General features: G+C 73.9%; 15 protein-coding genes. 11 read left to right on the top strand and 4 right to left on the bottom strand.

Annotated elements, in window-relative coordinates; genetic code table 11:
* Nucleotides 1-40 precede the first annotated feature (40 nt).
* Nucleotides 41-1,273 carry a radical SAM family heme chaperone HemW gene (hemW, locus tag ACIP84_RS19430; RefSeq protein WP_401798935.1) on the top strand — a complete coding sequence of 411 codons (1,233 nt, stop codon included), beginning with the start codon at nucleotides 41-43 and terminating at the stop codon, nucleotides 1,271-1,273.
* A 45-nt stretch (nucleotides 1,274-1,318) separates the two neighbouring features.
* Here hemW and ACIP84_RS19425 read toward each other — a convergent pair whose 3' ends face one another.
* Both ACIP84_RS19425 and ACIP84_RS19420 read right to left on the bottom strand, forming a co-directional pair.
* Nucleotides 1,319-2,119 carry a DUF3097 domain-containing protein gene (locus tag ACIP84_RS19425; protein ID WP_355960811.1) on the bottom strand — a complete coding sequence of 267 codons (801 nt, stop codon included), beginning with the start codon at nucleotides 2,117-2,119 and terminating at the stop codon, nucleotides 1,319-1,321.
* Nucleotides 2,120-2,129: 10 nt separating this feature from the next.
* Nucleotides 2,130-2,858, bottom strand: coding sequence for an MBL fold metallo-hydrolase (locus ACIP84_RS19420; RefSeq protein WP_401798934.1), 729 nt, complete (start codon nucleotides 2,856-2,858; stop codon nucleotides 2,130-2,132).
* Nucleotides 2,859-3,006: 148 nt separating this feature from the next.
* Between ACIP84_RS19420 and hrcA the strand changes: the two genes are divergently transcribed.
* The 4 genes from hrcA (at nucleotide 3,007) to ACIP84_RS19400 (ending at nucleotide 7,092) form a co-directional block, all read left to right on the top strand.
* Nucleotides 3,007-4,026 carry a heat-inducible transcriptional repressor HrcA gene (gene hrcA, locus ACIP84_RS19415; RefSeq protein WP_355960805.1) on the top strand — a complete coding sequence of 340 codons (1,020 nt, stop codon included), beginning with the start codon at nucleotides 3,007-3,009 and terminating at the stop codon, nucleotides 4,024-4,026.
* Nucleotides 4,027-5,163 (top strand): molecular chaperone DnaJ, encoded by a 1,137-nt coding sequence (dnaJ, locus tag ACIP84_RS19410; RefSeq protein ID WP_355960802.1) that lies wholly within the window; start codon nucleotides 4,027-4,029, stop codon nucleotides 5,161-5,163.
* Between the two features lie 109 nt (nucleotides 5,164-5,272).
* Nucleotides 5,273-6,352, top strand: coding sequence for a nitronate monooxygenase (locus ACIP84_RS19405; RefSeq protein WP_355960799.1), 1,080 nt, complete (start codon nucleotides 5,273-5,275; stop codon nucleotides 6,350-6,352).
* A complete protein-coding gene (locus ACIP84_RS19400; RefSeq protein ID WP_401798931.1) occupies nucleotides 6,349-7,092 on the top strand; it encodes a 16S rRNA (uracil(1498)-N(3))-methyltransferase in 744 nt (247 codons plus the stop codon). Before ACIP84_RS19405 ends, ACIP84_RS19400 begins: the two co-directional genes overlap by 4 nt.
* A gap of 131 nt (nucleotides 7,093-7,223) precedes the next feature.
* Here the strand turns inward: ACIP84_RS19400 and ACIP84_RS19395 are convergent, their stop codons facing one another.
* The gene (locus tag ACIP84_RS19395; RefSeq protein WP_401798929.1) at nucleotides 7,224-7,622 is read right to left on the bottom strand and encodes a hypothetical protein; all 399 of its coding nucleotides are present in this window, start codon (nucleotides 7,620-7,622) and stop codon (nucleotides 7,224-7,226) included.
* 76 nt (nucleotides 7,623-7,698) lie between these two features.
* On the opposite strand from ACIP84_RS19395, the gene ACIP84_RS19390 reads away from it, so the two are divergent.
* From ACIP84_RS19390 to ACIP84_RS19370, 5 genes are all read left to right on the top strand, one after another.
* Entirely contained in the window at nucleotides 7,699-8,988 is a 1,290-nt protein-coding gene (locus tag ACIP84_RS19390; RefSeq protein ID WP_401798927.1) for an ATP-binding protein, read from the top strand.
* Complete coding sequence (locus ACIP84_RS19385; RefSeq protein ID WP_401798925.1) at nucleotides 8,985-10,079, top strand: tetratricopeptide repeat protein; 1,095 nt, start codon at nucleotides 8,985-8,987, stop codon at nucleotides 10,077-10,079. The genes ACIP84_RS19390 and ACIP84_RS19385 overlap by 4 nt, the downstream gene beginning before the upstream one ends.
* A 63-nt stretch (nucleotides 10,080-10,142) precedes the next feature.
* The gene (locus ACIP84_RS19380; protein ID WP_355960784.1) at nucleotides 10,143-10,502 is read left to right on the top strand and encodes a histidine triad nucleotide-binding protein; all 360 of its coding nucleotides are present in this window, start codon (nucleotides 10,143-10,145) and stop codon (nucleotides 10,500-10,502) included.
* 13 nt (nucleotides 10,503-10,515) lie between these two features.
* Entirely contained in the window at nucleotides 10,516-11,418 is a 903-nt protein-coding gene (locus tag ACIP84_RS19375; protein WP_401798923.1) for a ribonuclease Z, read from the top strand.
* Between the two features lie 10 nt (nucleotides 11,419-11,428).
* Nucleotides 11,429-12,439, top strand: coding sequence for an adenosine deaminase (locus ACIP84_RS19370; protein ID WP_401798921.1), 1,011 nt, complete (start codon nucleotides 11,429-11,431; stop codon nucleotides 12,437-12,439).
* A 17-nt stretch (nucleotides 12,440-12,456) separates the two neighbouring features.
* On the opposite strand, the gene ACIP84_RS19365 is transcribed toward ACIP84_RS19370, so the two are convergent.
* Nucleotides 12,457-13,785, bottom strand: coding sequence for an MFS transporter (locus ACIP84_RS19365; protein WP_401798919.1), 1,329 nt, complete (start codon nucleotides 13,783-13,785; stop codon nucleotides 12,457-12,459).
* Between the two features lie 268 nt (nucleotides 13,786-14,053).
* Here ACIP84_RS19365 and ACIP84_RS19360 point away from each other — a divergent pair, with 268 nt between their 5' ends.
* Entirely contained in the window at nucleotides 14,054-15,172 is a 1,119-nt protein-coding gene (locus ACIP84_RS19360) for a carbohydrate kinase family protein (RefSeq protein WP_401798917.1), read from the top strand.
* Nucleotides 15,173-15,273 lie beyond the last annotated feature (101 nt).

Below are 15,273 nucleotides of genomic sequence, written 5' to 3'. Positions count from 1 at the left end.
GCCGGGCGTTCACCTCGGGCAGTACGGGACAATGGGGCTCATGCCTTCCGTACTGCCCGATGGTGAGTCCGTTCCCGACGACGGGGCGCTGCCCCCGCACGCCCTCGAAGGGGCGGGGCAGCGGCCGCTCGGGTTCTATCTGCACGTGCCCTACTGCGCGACGCGCTGCGGGTACTGCGACTTCAACACCTACACGGCCAGTGAGCTGCGGGGTACCGGGGGCGTGCTCGCCTCCCGGGACAACTACGCCGAGCAGGTCGTCGAGGAGATCCGGCTGGCCCGCAAGGTCCTCGGGGACGACCCGAGGCCGGTGCGGACCGTCTTCGTGGGCGGCGGTACGCCCACGCTGCTCGCCGCCGGTGACCTCGTACGGATGCTCGGCGCCGTCCGCGAGGAGTTCGGGCTCGCCGACGACGCCGAGGTGACCACCGAGGCCAACCCCGACTCCGTGAACCCGGCCTATCTGGCGGAGCTGCGGGCCGGTGGCTTCAACCGGATCTCCTTCGGCATGCAGAGCGCCAAGCAGCACGTCCTGAAGATCCTTGACCGGACGCACACCCCGGGCCGCCCCGAGGCCTGCGTCGGGGAGGCGCGGGCGGCCGGGTTCGAGCACGTCAACCTCGACCTGATCTACGGCACCCCCGGCGAGACCGACGACGACTGGCGGGCCTCGCTCGACGCGGCCCTCGGCGCCGGGCCCGACCACATCAGCGCCTACGCCCTGATCGTCGAGGAGGGGACGCAGCTGGCGCGGCGCATTCGGCGCGGCGAGGTCCCCATGACCGACGACGACGTCCACGCCGACCGGTACCTGATCGCCGAGGACGTCCTCTCCGGGGCCGGTTTCGACTGGTACGAGGTCTCCAACTGGGCCACCTCCGAGGCCGGGCGCTGCCTCCACAACGAGCTGTACTGGCGCGGGGCGGACTGGTGGGGCGCGGGTCCCGGCGCCCACAGCCACGTCGGCGGTGTCCGCTGGTGGAACGTGAAGCATCCCGGTGCGTACGCCGCCGCACTGGCCGCCGGGAAGTCGCCGGGGGCCGGGCGGGAGCTGCTGTCCGAGGAGGACCGCAGGGTCGAGCGCGTGCTCCTGGAGCTGCGGCTCAGGGAGGGCGTCGAGCTGTCCCTCCTCAAGCCGGCGGGCCTCGCGGCCGCCCGCAGGGCCCTTGACGACGGGCTGCTCGACGCGGGGCCGTACGCCTCGGGGCGGGCGGTCCTGACCCTGCGCGGACGGCTGCTCGCGGACGCGGTGGTCCGGGACCTCGTCGACTAGCCGGCACGCCGCCGATCGCGCGGGGCTGATCGACGACACCGAGCCCTACGGGGCCGTCACGAAGTCGATCAGTTCCTCCACCCGGCCCAGCAGCTCCGGTTCCAGGTCCTTGTACGTCGTCACCCTCGACAGGATGTGCTGCCAGGCGGCGCCCGTGTTCGGCGGCCAGCCCAGGGCCTCGCACACGCCCGTCTTCCAGTCCTGGCCCCTGGGCACCCGCGGCCAGGCCCGGATGCCGACCGACGCCGGTTTCACCGCCTCCCAGACGTCGATGTACGGGTGGCCGACGACCAGCACGTCCGGCGAGGTCACCTGAGCGGCGATCCTCGACTCCTTCGAACCCGGGACCAGATGGTCCACCAGGACGCCCAGCCGGGCGTCCGGCGCGGGGGCGAACTCCGCGACGATCGACGGAAGGTCGTCGACGCCCTCCAGGTACTCCACGACCACGCCCTCGATACGGAGGTCGTCGCCCCAGACCCGCTCCACCAGCTCCGCGTCGTGGCGGCCCTCCACGTAGATCCGGCCCGCGCGCGCCACCCGGGCCCGCGCCCCCGGGACCGCCACCGAGCCCGACGCCGTACGGGTGGGGCGGGCGGGACCGGCCGCCGGGCGGATCAGCGTCACGACCCGGCCCTCCAGGAGGAAGCCGCGCGGATCCAGCGGGAACACGCGGTGCTTGCCGAACCGGTCCTCCAGGGTCACCGTGCCCGCCTCGCAGCGGATCACCGCCCCGCAGAAGCCGGTCGTGACCTCCTCGACGACCAGATCACGGTCGGCCGGCACCTCGGGAACGGGCGCCGAGCGCTTCCAAGGGGGTGTCAGGTCCGGGTTGTAGCTGCGCATTCGGGCGACGTTATGCGACGGAGAAGCGCGTTGCCAGTTCCTCCCGCTGGAGTCGTACGAACGTGGCGTCCACCACCGCCCCGTGCCCCGGCACGTACACCGCGTCCTCGCCGCCGAGCCGCAGCAGCCGGTCGAGCGCGTCCGGCCAGCGGGAGGGGATCGCGTCCGGGCCCGCCTGCGGTTCGCCCGACTCCTCGACCAGGTCGCCGCAGAAGACCACCTCCCGCGCGCCCGGCACCAGGAGCACCAGGTCGTGACCCGTGTGGCCGGGGCCGACGTTCGCGAGGAGGACCTGCCGGCCGCCCAGGTCGAGCGTCCACTCGCCGGAGACCACGTGCCGCGGGGCCACCAGGACGTCCACCGCCTCCGCCGCCGCCCTCTCGTCGAGCCCGTGCCGTACCGCGTCCGCGCGCAGCGCCTCGCGGTCCCGCACCCGGCCGAGGAGCTCGTCCGCGCCCACCGCGCCGAAGACCTCCGCGCCCGAGAACGCCGCCGTGCCGAGAACGTGGTCGAAATGGGGGTGGCTCAGTGCGATGTGCGTCACTCTGCGGCCGCCCGTGAGGTCCGCGATCCGTGTCCGCAGTTCGGCGCCCTCCGCGAGCGAGGAGCCCGTGTCGTACAGCAGCACCGCCCGTTCGCCCAGTACCAGTCCGACCGTGGCGTCCCACCCGGGCAGCCGTCGCCGGCCCACCCCGTCGGCGAGCCGCTCCCATCCGTACGCTTCCCAATCCACGTCCATGCGGCGACGCTAACCGGTGCAGGCGCCGCCACCTTGCCAGGAGCGTCGCCCGCCGCCGTACACTGGCCGGGGGATCGCTGGCACTCGGACAGGGCGAGTGCCAAAAGCGGAGCAACCGGAACGACGACGACAGCTGGAGGTGCGCACGATGCTCAGCGAACGCAGACTCGAGGTCCTGCGCGCCATCGTCCAGGACTACGTCGGCACGGAGGAGCCCGTCGGCTCCAAGGCGCTCACCGAGCGCCACAAGCTCGGCGTCTCGCCCGCCACCGTGCGCAACGACATGGCCGTCCTGGAGGAGGAGGGCTTCATCGCCCAGCCTCACACCAGCGCCGGCCGCATCCCGACCGACAAGGGCTACCGCCTCTTCGTCGACCGGCTCGCCGGCGTCAAGCCGCTGTCGACGCCCGAGCGCCGGGCCATCCACAACTTCCTCGACGGCGCGGTCGACCTGGACGACGTCGTCGGCCGTACGGTCCGGCTGCTCGCCCAGCTGACCCGTCAGGTCGCCGTCGTCCAGTACCCCTCGCTGACCCGGTCGACCGTCCGGCACGTGGAGCTGCTCTCGCTGGCCCCCGCCCGCCTGATGCTGGTGCTCATCACGGACACCGGCCGGGTCGAGCAGCGGGTCATCGACTGCCCCGCGCCCTTCGGCGAGACCTCGCTCGCCGACCTGCGGGCCCGGCTCAACAGCCGGGTGGTCGGCCGCCGGTTCGCCGACGTGCCGCAGCTGGTGCAGGACCTCCCCGAGTCCTTCGAGGAACCCGAGGACCGCGGAACGGTCTCGACCGTGCTCGCGACCCTCCTCGAAACGCTCGTCGAGGAGCACGAGGAGCGGCTGATGATCGGCGGCACCGCCAATCTCACCCGCTTCGGACCCGACTTTCCCCTGATGATCAGGCCCGTCCTCGAGGCTCTGGAGGAGCAGGTCGTGCTCCTCAAGCTGCTCGGCGAGGCCAAGGAATCGGGCATGACCGTACGCATCGGGCACGAGAACGCCCACGAGGGGCTGAGCTCCACGTCCGTCGTCTCGGTCGGCTACGGTTCGGGCGGCGAGGCAGTCGCCAAACTCGGCGTGGTCGGACCGACCCGCATGGACTACCCCGGAACGATGGGAGCGGTACGCGCAGTGGCACGTTACGTCGGACAGATCCTGGCGGAGTCGTAAGTGGCCACGGACTACTACGCCGTACTCGGCGTGCGCCGCGACGCTTCCCAGGACGAGATCAAGAAGGCCTTCCGGAGGCTCGCGCGCGAGCTGCACCCGGACGTGAATCCCGATCCGAAGACGCAGGAACGCTTCAAGGAGATCAACGCCGCCTACGAGGTCCTCTCGGACCCGCAGAAGAAGCAGGTCTACGACCTGGGCGGCGACCCGCTCTCGGCCTCCGGCGGAGGCGGCGCGGGCGGCTTCGGGGCCGGTGGCTTCGGCAACTTCTCCGACATCATGGACGCCTTCTTCGGCACGTCCCAGCAGCGCGGCCCGCGCTCGCGGACCCGCCGCGGCCAGGACGCCATGATCCGCCTGGAGATCGACCTCAACGAGGCGGCCTTCGGCACCACCAAGGACATCCAGGTCGACACGGCGGTCGTCTGTACGACCTGCTCGGGCGAGGGCGCCGCACCCGGCACCTCCGCGCAGACCTGTGACATGTGCCGCGGCCGCGGCGAGGTCTCGCAGGTCACCCGGTCCTTCCTGGGCCAGGTCATGACCTCGCGCCCCTGCCCGCAGTGCCAGGGCTTCGGCACCGTCGTCCCGACCCCGTGCCCCGAGTGCGCGGGCGACGGGCGGGTCCGGTCCCGCCGCACCCTCACGGTCAAGATCCCGGCCGGTGTCGACAACGGCACCCGGATCCAGCTCGCGGGCGAGGGCGAGGTCGGCCCCGGCGGCGGCCCCGCCGGCGACCTGTACGTCGAGATCCACGAGACCCCGCACGACACCTTCCAGCGGCGCGGCGACGACCTGCACTGCACGGTCACCCTCCCGATGACGGCGGCCGCGCTCGGTACCAAGGTGCAGCTGCAGACCCTCGACGGCCTTGAGGAGATCGACGTCCGTCCGGGCACCCAGTCCGGCCAGTCGATCCCGCTGCACGGCCGCGGCGTCACGCATCTGCGCGGCAACGGCCGGGGCGACCTGATCGTGCACGTCGAGGTGCAGACCCCGGGCAAGCTCGACGCGGAGCAGGAGCGCCTCCTGCGCGAACTGGCCAAGCTGCGCGGCGAGGAGCGGCCCACGGGGCAGTTCCAGCCGGGGCAGCAGGGGCTGTTCTCCCGGCTGAAGGACGCGTTCAACGGGCGCTAGGCGGGATTTCCGTACGGAAGGGGCGGCGACCGCGGACTGCGGACGCCGCCCTCCTCCGTACCTGACGTACGGATTCGGCCCGGAAGCAGGGGCATGACACGATGCCCATATGTCCACCACCGCACTGAACGATCTCTCTCGGGTTCCGATCGTGCAGGCCCCCATGGCGGGTGGCGCCTCCTCCCCCGAGCTGGTCGGAGCCGTGTGCGCGGCCGGGGCGCTCGGCTTCCTGGCCGGCGGGTACAAGACGGCCGGAGGCCTCTACCAGGAGATCAAGCAGGTGCGTGGGCTCACCGCACGCCCCTTCGGCGTCAACCTCTTCCTGCCGGAGTCCGGACGGCCCGCCGACCCCGCCTCCGTCGAGGTCTACCGGCATCAGCTCGCGGGCGAGGCCACCTGGTACGAGACCCCGCTCGGCGAGACCGACGACTGCCGTGACGACGCGTACGACGCCAAGCTGGCGATCCTCCTGGAGGACCCGGTGCGTGTGGTCTCCTTCACCTTCGGCTGCCCCGCGCCCGAGGTACTCGCCTCCTTCGCGCGTGTGGGAACGTTCACGATCGTCACCGTCACCTCCGCCGAGGAGGCCCTCGCCGCCCAGCAGGCCGGGGCGGACGCCGTCTGCGTGCAGGGCGCGGAGGCGGGCGGACACCAGGGCACGTTCCGCGACGACCCCGCCGACGACGCCCCGGGCACCGGGCTGCTCACCCTGGTCAGCCTGGTCCGCGAGAGCGTCGCCCTGCCGATCGTCGCGGCCGGCGGCATCATGCGCGGCGCGCAGATCGCCGCGGCCCTGGCCGCCGGGGCGGACGCCGCCCAGCTCGGCACGGCCTTCCTCTGCTGCCCCGAGTCGGGCGCCCACCCGCTGCACAAGCGGGCCCTGACCGACCCGCTGTACACCCGGACCGCCCTCACCCGGGCCTTCACCGGCCGGCCGGCGCGCGGCCTCGTCAACCGCTTCATGCGCGAGCACGGGCCGTACGCCCCCGCCGCCTACCCCGAGATCCACCACCTCACCGCCCCGATCCGCAAGGCCGCCGCCACCGCCGGCGACGCCCAGGGCATGGCCCTGTGGGCCGGTCAGGGCCACCGGCTCGCCCGCGAACTCCCCGCCGGGCAGCTGGTCGAGGTACTGGCCGCCGAACTCGACACCGCTCTCTCCGAGCTGCCCCACAGGAGCGCCTCATGACCGCACCCGTCTTCGTCGTCGACGCCGTTCCCGGCCCCGGGAGCTTCCTCCTGGACGGTCCGGAGGGCCGGCACGCCGTCTCCGTGAAGCGGCTGCGGGCGGGCGAGGAGCTCGTCCTCGCCGACGGGCTGGGCCGCTGGGCCGCGTGCGTGGTGCTGGCCGCCGAGGGCAAGGACCAGCTCACCGTGCGGGTCGACGAGGTCCACGAGGACCCCGAGGAGGAGCCCCGGATCACGGTCGTCCAGGCGCTGCCCAAGGGCGACCGGGGCGAACTCGCCGTCGAGACCATGACGGAGACCGGGGTGGACGCGATCGTGCCGTGGGCCGCCTCCCGCTGCATCACGCAGTGGAAGGGCGACCGGGGCCTCAAGGCGCTCGCCAAGTGGCGGTCCACCGCGCGCGAGGCCGGGAAGCAGTCGCGCCGCTCCCGGTTCCCCGGGGTCGCGGACCTGATGACGACCAAGCAGGTCGCCGCGCTGCTGGCCGGCGCCGACTTCGCGGCCGTGCTGCACGAGGACCGCGACCACCCGAGCGGCGCGCTCGCCACCGCCGAACTCCCCGGGAAGGGCTCGATCGTGCTGGTCGTCGGACCCGAGGGCGGGGTCTCCCCCGAGGAGCTCGCGGCGTTCGAGGCGGCCGGGGCGAAGCCGTACCGGCTCGGCCGGAGCGTGCTGCGGACGTCGACGGCGGGCACGGCGGCGACGGCGCTCGTCCTGGGGCGCACGGGCCGCTGGAGCTGACCGCTCCCGGATTCGGCCGCTCCCGGGGTCGCACGCTCAGGCCTCCGGGGCTCCCGGCGTCGCGCGCTCCCGGATTCGGCCGCTCCCGGCGTCGCACGCTCAGGCCTCCGGGGCTCCCGGCGTCGCGCGCTTCAGGCTTCAGGGCTCCCCGCGGCCCCGGCGCCCGCGGGTGCTTGCCCTGTCGTCAGGGTGTCGTAGAGGGGCCAGCCGTCCTCGTCGTGGATGCCGTGGGCGGTCGGGAGCAGGCCGCGGGCCGCCGCCTCGTCCAGGAAGCGGCGTGCGACGCCCGGCTCGTTCAGGTTGAGGATGGCGCCGGCACCGGCCGCGGCGATGTCGCCCGCGCCGAAGGGGTAGCCGGCCACGATGCGGCCCGGGCCCTCCCGGAAGACCAGCCGGAGCTGGGCGTGGCGGTTCTCGGCGCGGCGCAGGGTGAGGAACGTCAGGCAGTCCGGGGTGTGGTGGTGCCCGACCGTCCACAGCCACACCGTGGGCCCCACCGTCAGCCTGCGCGGTACGCGGTCGCGTCTCATCCGGCGAAGTGTACGGAGTGCGCGACGGACCGAACCCGGTGGACATCCGGCCCCGCGCGCTCCTTAGGCTGGCCGCATGGCCGACGAGTCCCCCCTGATCCGCAGTCTGCGCGCCGCCGTGGCCGCCGCCCCCGGTGACGTACCCCTGCGTCTTCACTTCGCCGAGCTCCTCCTCTCCGAGGGACGGAACGACGAGGCCGTCGCGGAGGCGGCCGTCGCGCTCCAGCACGCGCCGGGGGACGCGGACGCGCGTGCGCTGATGGTGCGGGCCATGGGGATGCCGCCGGCCGCGGCCGCCGCTCCCGCGGAGCGCGCCCCCGAGCCGACGGGGCCGGCCGAGCGGCCCGAGCCGACCGCGGGCAGGACCCCCGCCTTCGACTGGGACGCCGCCGAGCAGCAGGTGCAGGACGTCGTCGGGCCCCGTTTCCTGGAGGACCCGCAGGCCGCCGGCGGCGACGGAGCCGCCGGGGACGCCGACGCCTGGGACGTCGACGCGCCCGGCGCCGTGCGCCTCGCGGACGTCGGCGGCATGGACGAGGTCAAGGAGCGCCTGGAGGCCGCCTTCCTCGCCCCCATGCGCAACCCCGAACTGCGCAGGCTGTACGGCAAGTCGCTGCGCGGCGGTCTGCTCCTCTACGGGCCTCCCGGCTGCGGCAAGACCTTCATCGCGCGGGCCGTCGCGGGCGAGCTGGGCGCGAACTTCCTCACCGTCTCGCTCTCCGACGTCCTCGACATGTGGATCGGGGCCTCCGAGAAGAACATCCACGACATCTTCGAGACCGCCCGCCGCCAGGCCCCCTGCGTCGTCTTCCTCGACGAGCTGGACGCCCTCGGCGCCAAGCGCTCCCGCACCCACCACAGCGGACTGCGCAACGTCGTCAACCAGCTCCTCACCGAACTCGACGGCATCGCGAGCGGCGCGGGCAACGAGGGCGTGTTCGTGCTCGCCGCCACCAACGTGCCCTGGGACGTGGACATCGCGCTGCGCCGCCCCGGTCGCCTCGACCGCACGCTGCTCGTGCTGCCGCCCGACGCCACCGCGCGCGAGGCGATCCTCCGCTACCACCTGCGCGAGCGGCCCATCGAGGCCGTCGACCTCGGCAAGCTCGTCAAGGCCACCGAGGACTTCTCCGGCGCCGACCTCGCCCATGTCTGCGAGTCGGCCGCCGAGGCCGCGCTGCTCGACTCCGCCCGCAGCGGTTCCGTGCGGCTGATCACCACCAGGGACCTGCTGGGCGCGGCCAAGCAGATCAAGCCGTCCACCGAGCCGTGGTTCGCGGCCGCGCGGAACGTCGCCATGTTCGCCAACGAGGGCGGCCTGTACGACGACCTCCTCGCCCACCTCAAGCGGAAGCGCAAGCTGTGACCACGCCGACCACGCTGCTGCGCGCCGAGGCCCTGTACGACACCGGGCGGTTCACGCAGGCCGGGGAACTGGTCGCCCAGCACCTGGCGAGCGAACCGGAGGACGCGGAGGCGCTCGTCCTGCTCGCCCGCTGCCATCACCGCGCCGAGAAGCACCAGGCCGCCCTGGAAGCCGTGGACGGGGCGCTGCGCGCCGAACCCGAGCTGCTCATGGCCTGGCTGATGCGCGTCCAGATCCTGCTCGCACTGCGGCGGTTCCAGGAGGCGGAGGCCGCCGCCCGGTACTCCGTGCAGCTCGCCCCGCAGTACTGGGGCACCCACTACGCCCTCGGTACCGCCCTCGCGCAGTTCGCGGAGCACGCGCGTACACCCGCGCGTACCGTCGAGGCGTACGAGGCGGCGCGGGCCGCCGTCAGCCTCGCACCCGAGGAGGACGCGGCCCACTTCCTGGTGGGGCTCACCGCCCAGCGCCGGGGCGACCACGCCACCGCGCAGCGGGCGTACGAGGCCGCTCTGCGGCTCAACCCGCAGAGCAGTGAGGCGCACAACAACCTGTCGCTGCTCCGGCTGCGGCGCCGCTGGTTCCGGCGCGGGGCCTGGACCCAGGCCGCCGAGGGCTTCGTCGCCTCCGCCGCGCTCGACCTCCAGGACCGCAAGGCCCGCTACAACCTGGAGGCCATGGCCTGGAACACCGTCGCCGGGGCGCGCTGGGTGGCGCTGCTCGGCTTCATCGCCTCGACGTTCGGCGCCGCCCCGGCCCGGAGCGGTGGCACCGGCGCGGACGCGATCGTGCCGTTCCTGATCGGCGCGGCCGTGATCGCCGGCGCCTGGGGCGGTTGGGCGCTGTGGATGAGCCGCCGGGTGCCGCCCCGGCTGCGCCGCCCGATGTTCCTGGTGGCGCGCTCCTGCCGGCCGGTGATCGCGATGGCCGTCGCCGTGGGGCTGCTCGGGCTGTACTCGGTGGTGTCGATGGCCCTCTGGTCCTTCGACGCCGGAGTGGTCGGCGGGCTCGGGACGCCGCTGTTCTGGGCCGTGATCATCACGTACTGGGTGAGCCGCTCGGCCCTCAACCGGCGCGCGCCCGAGGACTGACCTGGGACACGGCGGCGGATAGCATGCGCGTGTAGCGACCGACGAGGCGAGGAGGCCCGGGCCATGGCCGGAGAGCCGCAGAGCGACTGCCTGTTCTGCAAGATCGTGGCGGGGGAGGTCCCCGCGACGATCGTGCGCGAGACGGAGACCACGCTCGCGTTCCGCGACATCAACCCGCAGGCGCCCAGCCACGTCCTCGTGATCCCGCGCCTCCACTACCCGGACGCGGCGTCCCTGGCCACCGCCGCCCCGACCGTCGCCGCCGACATACTGCGCGAGGCCGGAGAGGTGGCCGCCCAGGAGAAGGTCGAGGGCAGCGGCTTCAGGATCATCTTCAACACGGGCGCCGGCGCGGGCCAGACCGTCTTCCACGCCCACGCGCACGTGCTGGGCGGCCGCGGCCTCAACTGGCCCCCCGGCTAGACCGGCAGCACCCATGTCCGTACGGGAACTCGTCGTGCTCGGGACCGCAAGCCAGGTCCCGACCCGGCACCGCAACCACAACGGCTACCTGCTGCGCTGGGACGGACAGGGCATCCTCTTCGACCCCGGTGAGGGCACCCAGCGCCAGATGCTGCGCGCCGGGGTCGCCGCGCACGACATCGACCGGATCTGCGTCACGCACTTCCACGGCGACCACTCGCTCGGCCTCGCCGGGGTGATCCAGCGGATCAACCTCGACCAGGTCCCGCACCCCGTCACCGCGCACTACCCGGCGAGCGGGCGGCACTTCTTCGAGCGGCTGCGGTACGCCACGGCCTACCGTGAGACCGTGCGGCTGGCCGAGGCGCCGGTGGCCGCCGACGGGCCGCTCGCCGTCACCGACGCGTACACCCTCGACGCGTGCCTGCTCTCGCACCCGGTCGAGTCGTACGGCTACCGGCTCACCGAGCCCGACGGGCGCCGCATCCTGCCCGAACGGCTCGCCGCGCACGGCATCGAGGGCCCCGACGTGGGCCGTCTCCAGCGCGAGGGCGCCCTCGGCGGCGTGACCCTCGACGACGTCAGCGAGGTCCGGCGCGGGCAGCGGTTCGCCTTCGTCATGGACACCCGGCTCTGCGACGGCGTGCACGCGCTCGCCGAAGGCGCCGACATGCTCGTCATCGAGTCGACCTTCCTCGACGAGGACGTCCGCCTCGCCACCGACCACGGCCACCTGACGGCCGGACAGGCCGCGGCGGTCGCCCGGGACGCGGGCGTACGGCACCTCGTCCTGACCCACTTCTCGCAGCGCTACTCCGACCCGGCCGAGTTCGAGCGGCAGGCGCGGGCGGCCGGGTTCGACGGCGAACTGAGCATTGCCCAGGACCTCATGAGGGTCCCCGTACCGAAGAGATAGAGCACCACCCATGCCCCTCCCCGCGGCTCTCCCCAAGGCCGAACTGCACCTCCACATCGAAGGCACCCTCGAACCCGAGCTGGCCTTCGCGCTCGCCGCGCGCAACGGCGTCACCCTGCCGTACGCGGACACCGAGGCCCTGCGCGAGGCGTACCGCTTCAGCGACCTCCAGTCCTTCCTCGACCTCTACTACGGCCTGATGGCCGTCCTGCGCACCGCCGAGGACTTCACCGAGCTCACCGACGCCTATCTGGAGCGGGCCGCCGCCCAGGGCGTCCGGCACGCCGAGATCTTCTTCGACCCGCAGGCGCACACCGCCCGCGGCGTCCCCATCGGCACGGTGATCGAGGGCCTGAGCTCCTCCCTCGAACGCTCCGAGGAGCGGTACGGGGTCTCCACCCGGCTCATCATGTGCTTCCTGCGCGACGAGTCGGCGGAGTCGGCGCTCGCCACCCTGGACGCCGCGAAGCCCTATCTGGACCGGATCACCGGCGTCGGCCTGGACTCGGCGGAGGTCGGCCACCCGCCGGCCAAGTTCCGCGAGGTGTACGAGGCCGCCGCGGCGCTCGGGCTGCGCCGCGTCGCCCACGCGGGCGAGGAGGGTCCGGCGGAGTACGTCCGTGAGGCGCTCGACGTCCTCGGGGTGGAGCGGATCGACCACGGTCTGCGGTGCATGGAGGACCCGGAGCTCGTCGAACGGCTCGTGCGGGAGCGGGTGCCGCTGACGCTCTGTCCGCTGTCGAACGTGCGGCTGCGGGCGATCGACGTGCTGGGTGATCACCCGCTGCCGGCGATGATGGCGGCGGGGCTGCTCGTCACCGTGAACTCGGACGACCCGGCGTACTTCGGCGGGTACGTGGGGGACAACTTCGACGGGGTGCGGGAGGCCTTGGGGCTGTCGTCGGAGCGGTTGCGGGAGTTGGCGCGGAACTCGTTCGAGGCGTCGTTCCTGGAGGATGACGAGCCTCGACGGGCGCGGTACCTGGCCGAGGTCGAGGCGTACGAGTTCGGCGGGGAGTAGGCGGGCAGGCGCCCCCCTCAGCCCCGGTCGCTCGGCCTCGCCAGTCGGTAGGCCGACTTCACGAGGCGGCGGCGGCCCGTCGGGACCCGGACCGGGGTGATCTCCTGTTCCGGCGCGCCCATCTGCGGGACCGTCGGCGGGGTCGCCGCCGCCGTGCCCGCCAGGACCGCGCCCGCCGCGCCGCCCCGTCGTCGTACCGAGCCGGGGACCAGCGGGCGGCCCGAGACGTGGCGGGCCACCGCCGTCATCGGGATCGCGACCAGGACGAGCAGGGCGCACAGGACCGCGCCCATGCCCGGGTACCCCGCGCCCTCCGACAGGAGGCTTCCCGCCAGGGGGCCGCAGGCCACGCCCAGGGAGGACGCCGCGCCGACCAGGACCGCCCAGCGGCCCCGGGGGTCGAGGGAGGCGGCCAGGCCCAGGAGGTAGGAGAGGACCACCGGGTAGCAGGCGTTCCACAGGATCTCGCCGGTCGCGAAGGAGGCGAGGTCCTCCGCCGCCGAGCTGAGCAGGACGCAGGCCGCGATCACGACCGTGCCCACGCCGATCGGTACCGCCCGGCCCAGGCGCGAGCCCAGTGCGCCGGCCGCCGTGACCCCCAGGAGTCCCGCGCCGAGCGCCGCCGCGAAGACCGCGCCGACCGTGACCTCGGAGAGACCGGCCTGGGTGAGGCCGATGCGGCCGCTCACGCCCCACAGGGCGTTCTGGGAGAGGGACCAGAGGAGGATGCCGCCCGCCAGGGCCGCGCCCGCCGTGCGGTGGGGGAGGGGGCCGGTCGGGGCGGACTCGCGGGGCTCCCGGACCGCGCCCGGCAGCCTGCTGGTGAGCGGCCACACCAGGGCCGCCGCGCAGGCGATCGCGAGCAGCGGCGGGGCGTGGCCGCCGGACAGGTGCGGGAGGGTGAGGTAGAGCGCGCCCGCCGTGGCCGAGACCGAGAGCAGGCCGAGGGTGGAGGCCCGGTGGGGGTCCCGCTGCCCGGCGATGCCGGCCGCGGCCACCGCCGTCGCCGTACCGGAGCCGAGGCCGCCGAGGACCGCGCCCGCGACCACCAGGGGCACGATGCCGGTCGCGGCGGCGGAGCCGTAACCCACCGCCATCGCGAGCAGGCCCGCGCGGGCCGCCCGGCGGGGGCCGATCCGGTCCCCGCGCGCGGCGAGCGTGAAGCCCGCGGTGGAGGAGCCGAGGAGCAGGACGGACCCGACGAGGCCCGCCTGTGCCGGGGTGAGGCCGAGCCCGGCGGAGAGCCGGCCGACGACGGTCGGCAGCAGGTACGGGGCCAGGTAACCGGCGGTGAAGAGGGAGACGAGGGCGGCGAGGGCCCCCGGGACGCGCGGGCGCGACGACATGGGCGTTCCAGGAACTGAACAGGGAAGTGAGACGGCGCCCGGTGAGCCACGGGGTCGCGGCACCATGTGTATCAAGCATCCGAGTGGCCGGAGAAGGTGGATTCCCCCGATTCGGTCCGTGATACGGGTCACAATTGGTTTGGGGTCCAGTGGGATGGGTACCGCGCGAGCGTCGTGTGGTGTCCCCCCGCCTCTCAAGCCCCATCGGGCACACTGTCCAGATCGGCACCACGGTGCCGGTCCACGCACCACGACCGGGGAGTCCGCCGTGACCACAGCAAGGGGAGACCAGTCGCAACAGGACGCCGGGGTCGACCCGTTGGTGTGCCTGCGCGAGCCCACCGATCCCGCCTGCGACGTCTTCCTGACCGGCACGGTCTTCCTCGACATCATCTTCACCGGCCTCGACTCCGCCCCCGTCCGCGGCACCGAGTCCTGGGCCCGCGGCATGGGCTCCAGCCCCGGCGGCGTCGCCAACATGGCCACCGCCCTCGCCCGGCTGGGGCTCCGCACCTCCCTCGCCGCCGCCTTCGGCGACGACCACTACGGCGAGTACTGCTGGGACGCGCTCGAACAGGGCGAGGGGATCGATCTGTCGCTCTCCCGCACCGTCCCCGGCTGGCACTCCCCGGTCACGGTCTCCATGGCCTACGAGGGCGAGCGCACGATGGTCTCCCACGGCCACGAGGCCCCGCCGCTCGACGGCGCCCTGCCCGCCTACCCGCCGCACGCGCGCGCGGCCGTCGCCTCCCTCGTCCCCGGCCGGGACGAGGACTGGGTCGCCCAGGCCGCCCGCGGCGGCGCCAAGGTCTTCGCCGACGTCGGCTGGGACGACACCGGCCGCTGGGACCTGGCCGGCCTCACCGGCCTCGCGCACTGCGAGGCCTTCCTGCCGAACGCCGCCGAGGCGATGCGCTACACCCGGACCGACTGCCCCCGGGCCGCCGCCCGCGCCCTCGCCGACAAGGTCCGCTACGCCGTCGTCACGCTCGGTTCCGAAGGCGCCTACGCCGTAGACGGCGGCACCGGCGAGACCGCCGAGGTCCCCGCCATCCAGGTCTCCGCCCTCGACCCCACCGGCGCCGGGGACGTCTTCGTCGCCGGGTTCGTCACCGGCACCCTCGCCGACTGGCCGCTCGCCGACCGCCTCGCCTTCGCCGGGCTCACCGCCGCCCTCTCCGTCCAGGAGTTCGGCGGCTCCCTGTCCGCCCCCACCTGGGGCGAGATCGCCGCCTGGTGGCAGCAGGTCCAGGGCCACGAGAGCCAGGACCCCGAGGCCCTGCGCGACCGCTACGCCTTCCTGGAGCGGCTCCTGCCCGCCCCCGCGCGCGCGTGGCCGCTGCGCCGGGCCGTGCCGACGATCGGGTTCAGGGCGACCCACTCGTAAACCGCTACAGCCTGTCGGACCCGAGTCGTAGGCTTGGTAGCCCAGAGGCGGTCGAGCGGCGACAGCCCTGCATCGGGAGGTGTGTGCAGGCCACAGTGCCG

The organism is Streptomyces sp. NPDC088707 (genome assembly GCF_044752725.1).
GTDB lineage: Bacteria > Actinomycetota > Actinomycetes > Streptomycetales > Streptomycetaceae > Streptomyces.
The sequence above is the reverse complement of the archived record's forward strand: the minus strand, read 5'-3'. Positions and strand labels throughout refer to the sequence as shown.

Excerpts from the sequence above, each read along its gene's own strand:
- ACIP84_RS19425 (WP_355960811.1), bottom strand. The coding sequence starts at position 2,119 with ATGCGCAGCTACAACCCGGACCTGACACCCCCTTGGAAGCGCTCGGCG.
- ACIP84_RS19400 (WP_401798931.1), top strand. The coding sequence starts at position 6,349 with ATGACCGCACCCGTCTTCGTCGTCGACGCCGTTCCCGGCCCCGGGAGC.
- ACIP84_RS19375 (WP_401798923.1), top strand. The coding sequence starts at position 10,516 with ATGTCCGTACGGGAACTCGTCGTGCTCGGGACCGCAAGCCAGGTCCCG.
- ACIP84_RS19370 (WP_401798921.1), top strand. The coding sequence starts at position 11,429 with ATGCCCCTCCCCGCGGCTCTCCCCAAGGCCGAACTGCACCTCCACATC.
- ACIP84_RS19365 (WP_401798919.1), bottom strand. The coding sequence starts at position 13,785 with ATGTCGTCGCGCCCGCGCGTCCCGGGGGCCCTCGCCGCCCTCGTCTCC.
- ACIP84_RS19390 (WP_401798927.1), top strand. The coding sequence starts at position 7,699 with ATGGCCGACGAGTCCCCCCTGATCCGCAGTCTGCGCGCCGCCGTGGCC.
- ACIP84_RS19420 (WP_401798934.1), bottom strand. The coding sequence starts at position 2,858 with ATGGACGTGGATTGGGAAGCGTACGGATGGGAGCGGCTCGCCGACGGG.
- ACIP84_RS19405 (WP_355960799.1), top strand. The coding sequence starts at position 5,273 with ATGTCCACCACCGCACTGAACGATCTCTCTCGGGTTCCGATCGTGCAG.
- hemW (WP_401798935.1), top strand. The coding sequence starts at position 41 with ATGCCTTCCGTACTGCCCGATGGTGAGTCCGTTCCCGACGACGGGGCG.
- hrcA (WP_355960805.1), top strand. The coding sequence starts at position 3,007 with ATGCTCAGCGAACGCAGACTCGAGGTCCTGCGCGCCATCGTCCAGGAC.
- ACIP84_RS19380 (WP_355960784.1), top strand. The coding sequence starts at position 10,143 with ATGGCCGGAGAGCCGCAGAGCGACTGCCTGTTCTGCAAGATCGTGGCG.
- ACIP84_RS19395 (WP_401798929.1), bottom strand. The coding sequence starts at position 7,622 with ATGAGACGCGACCGCGTACCGCGCAGGCTGACGGTGGGGCCCACGGTG.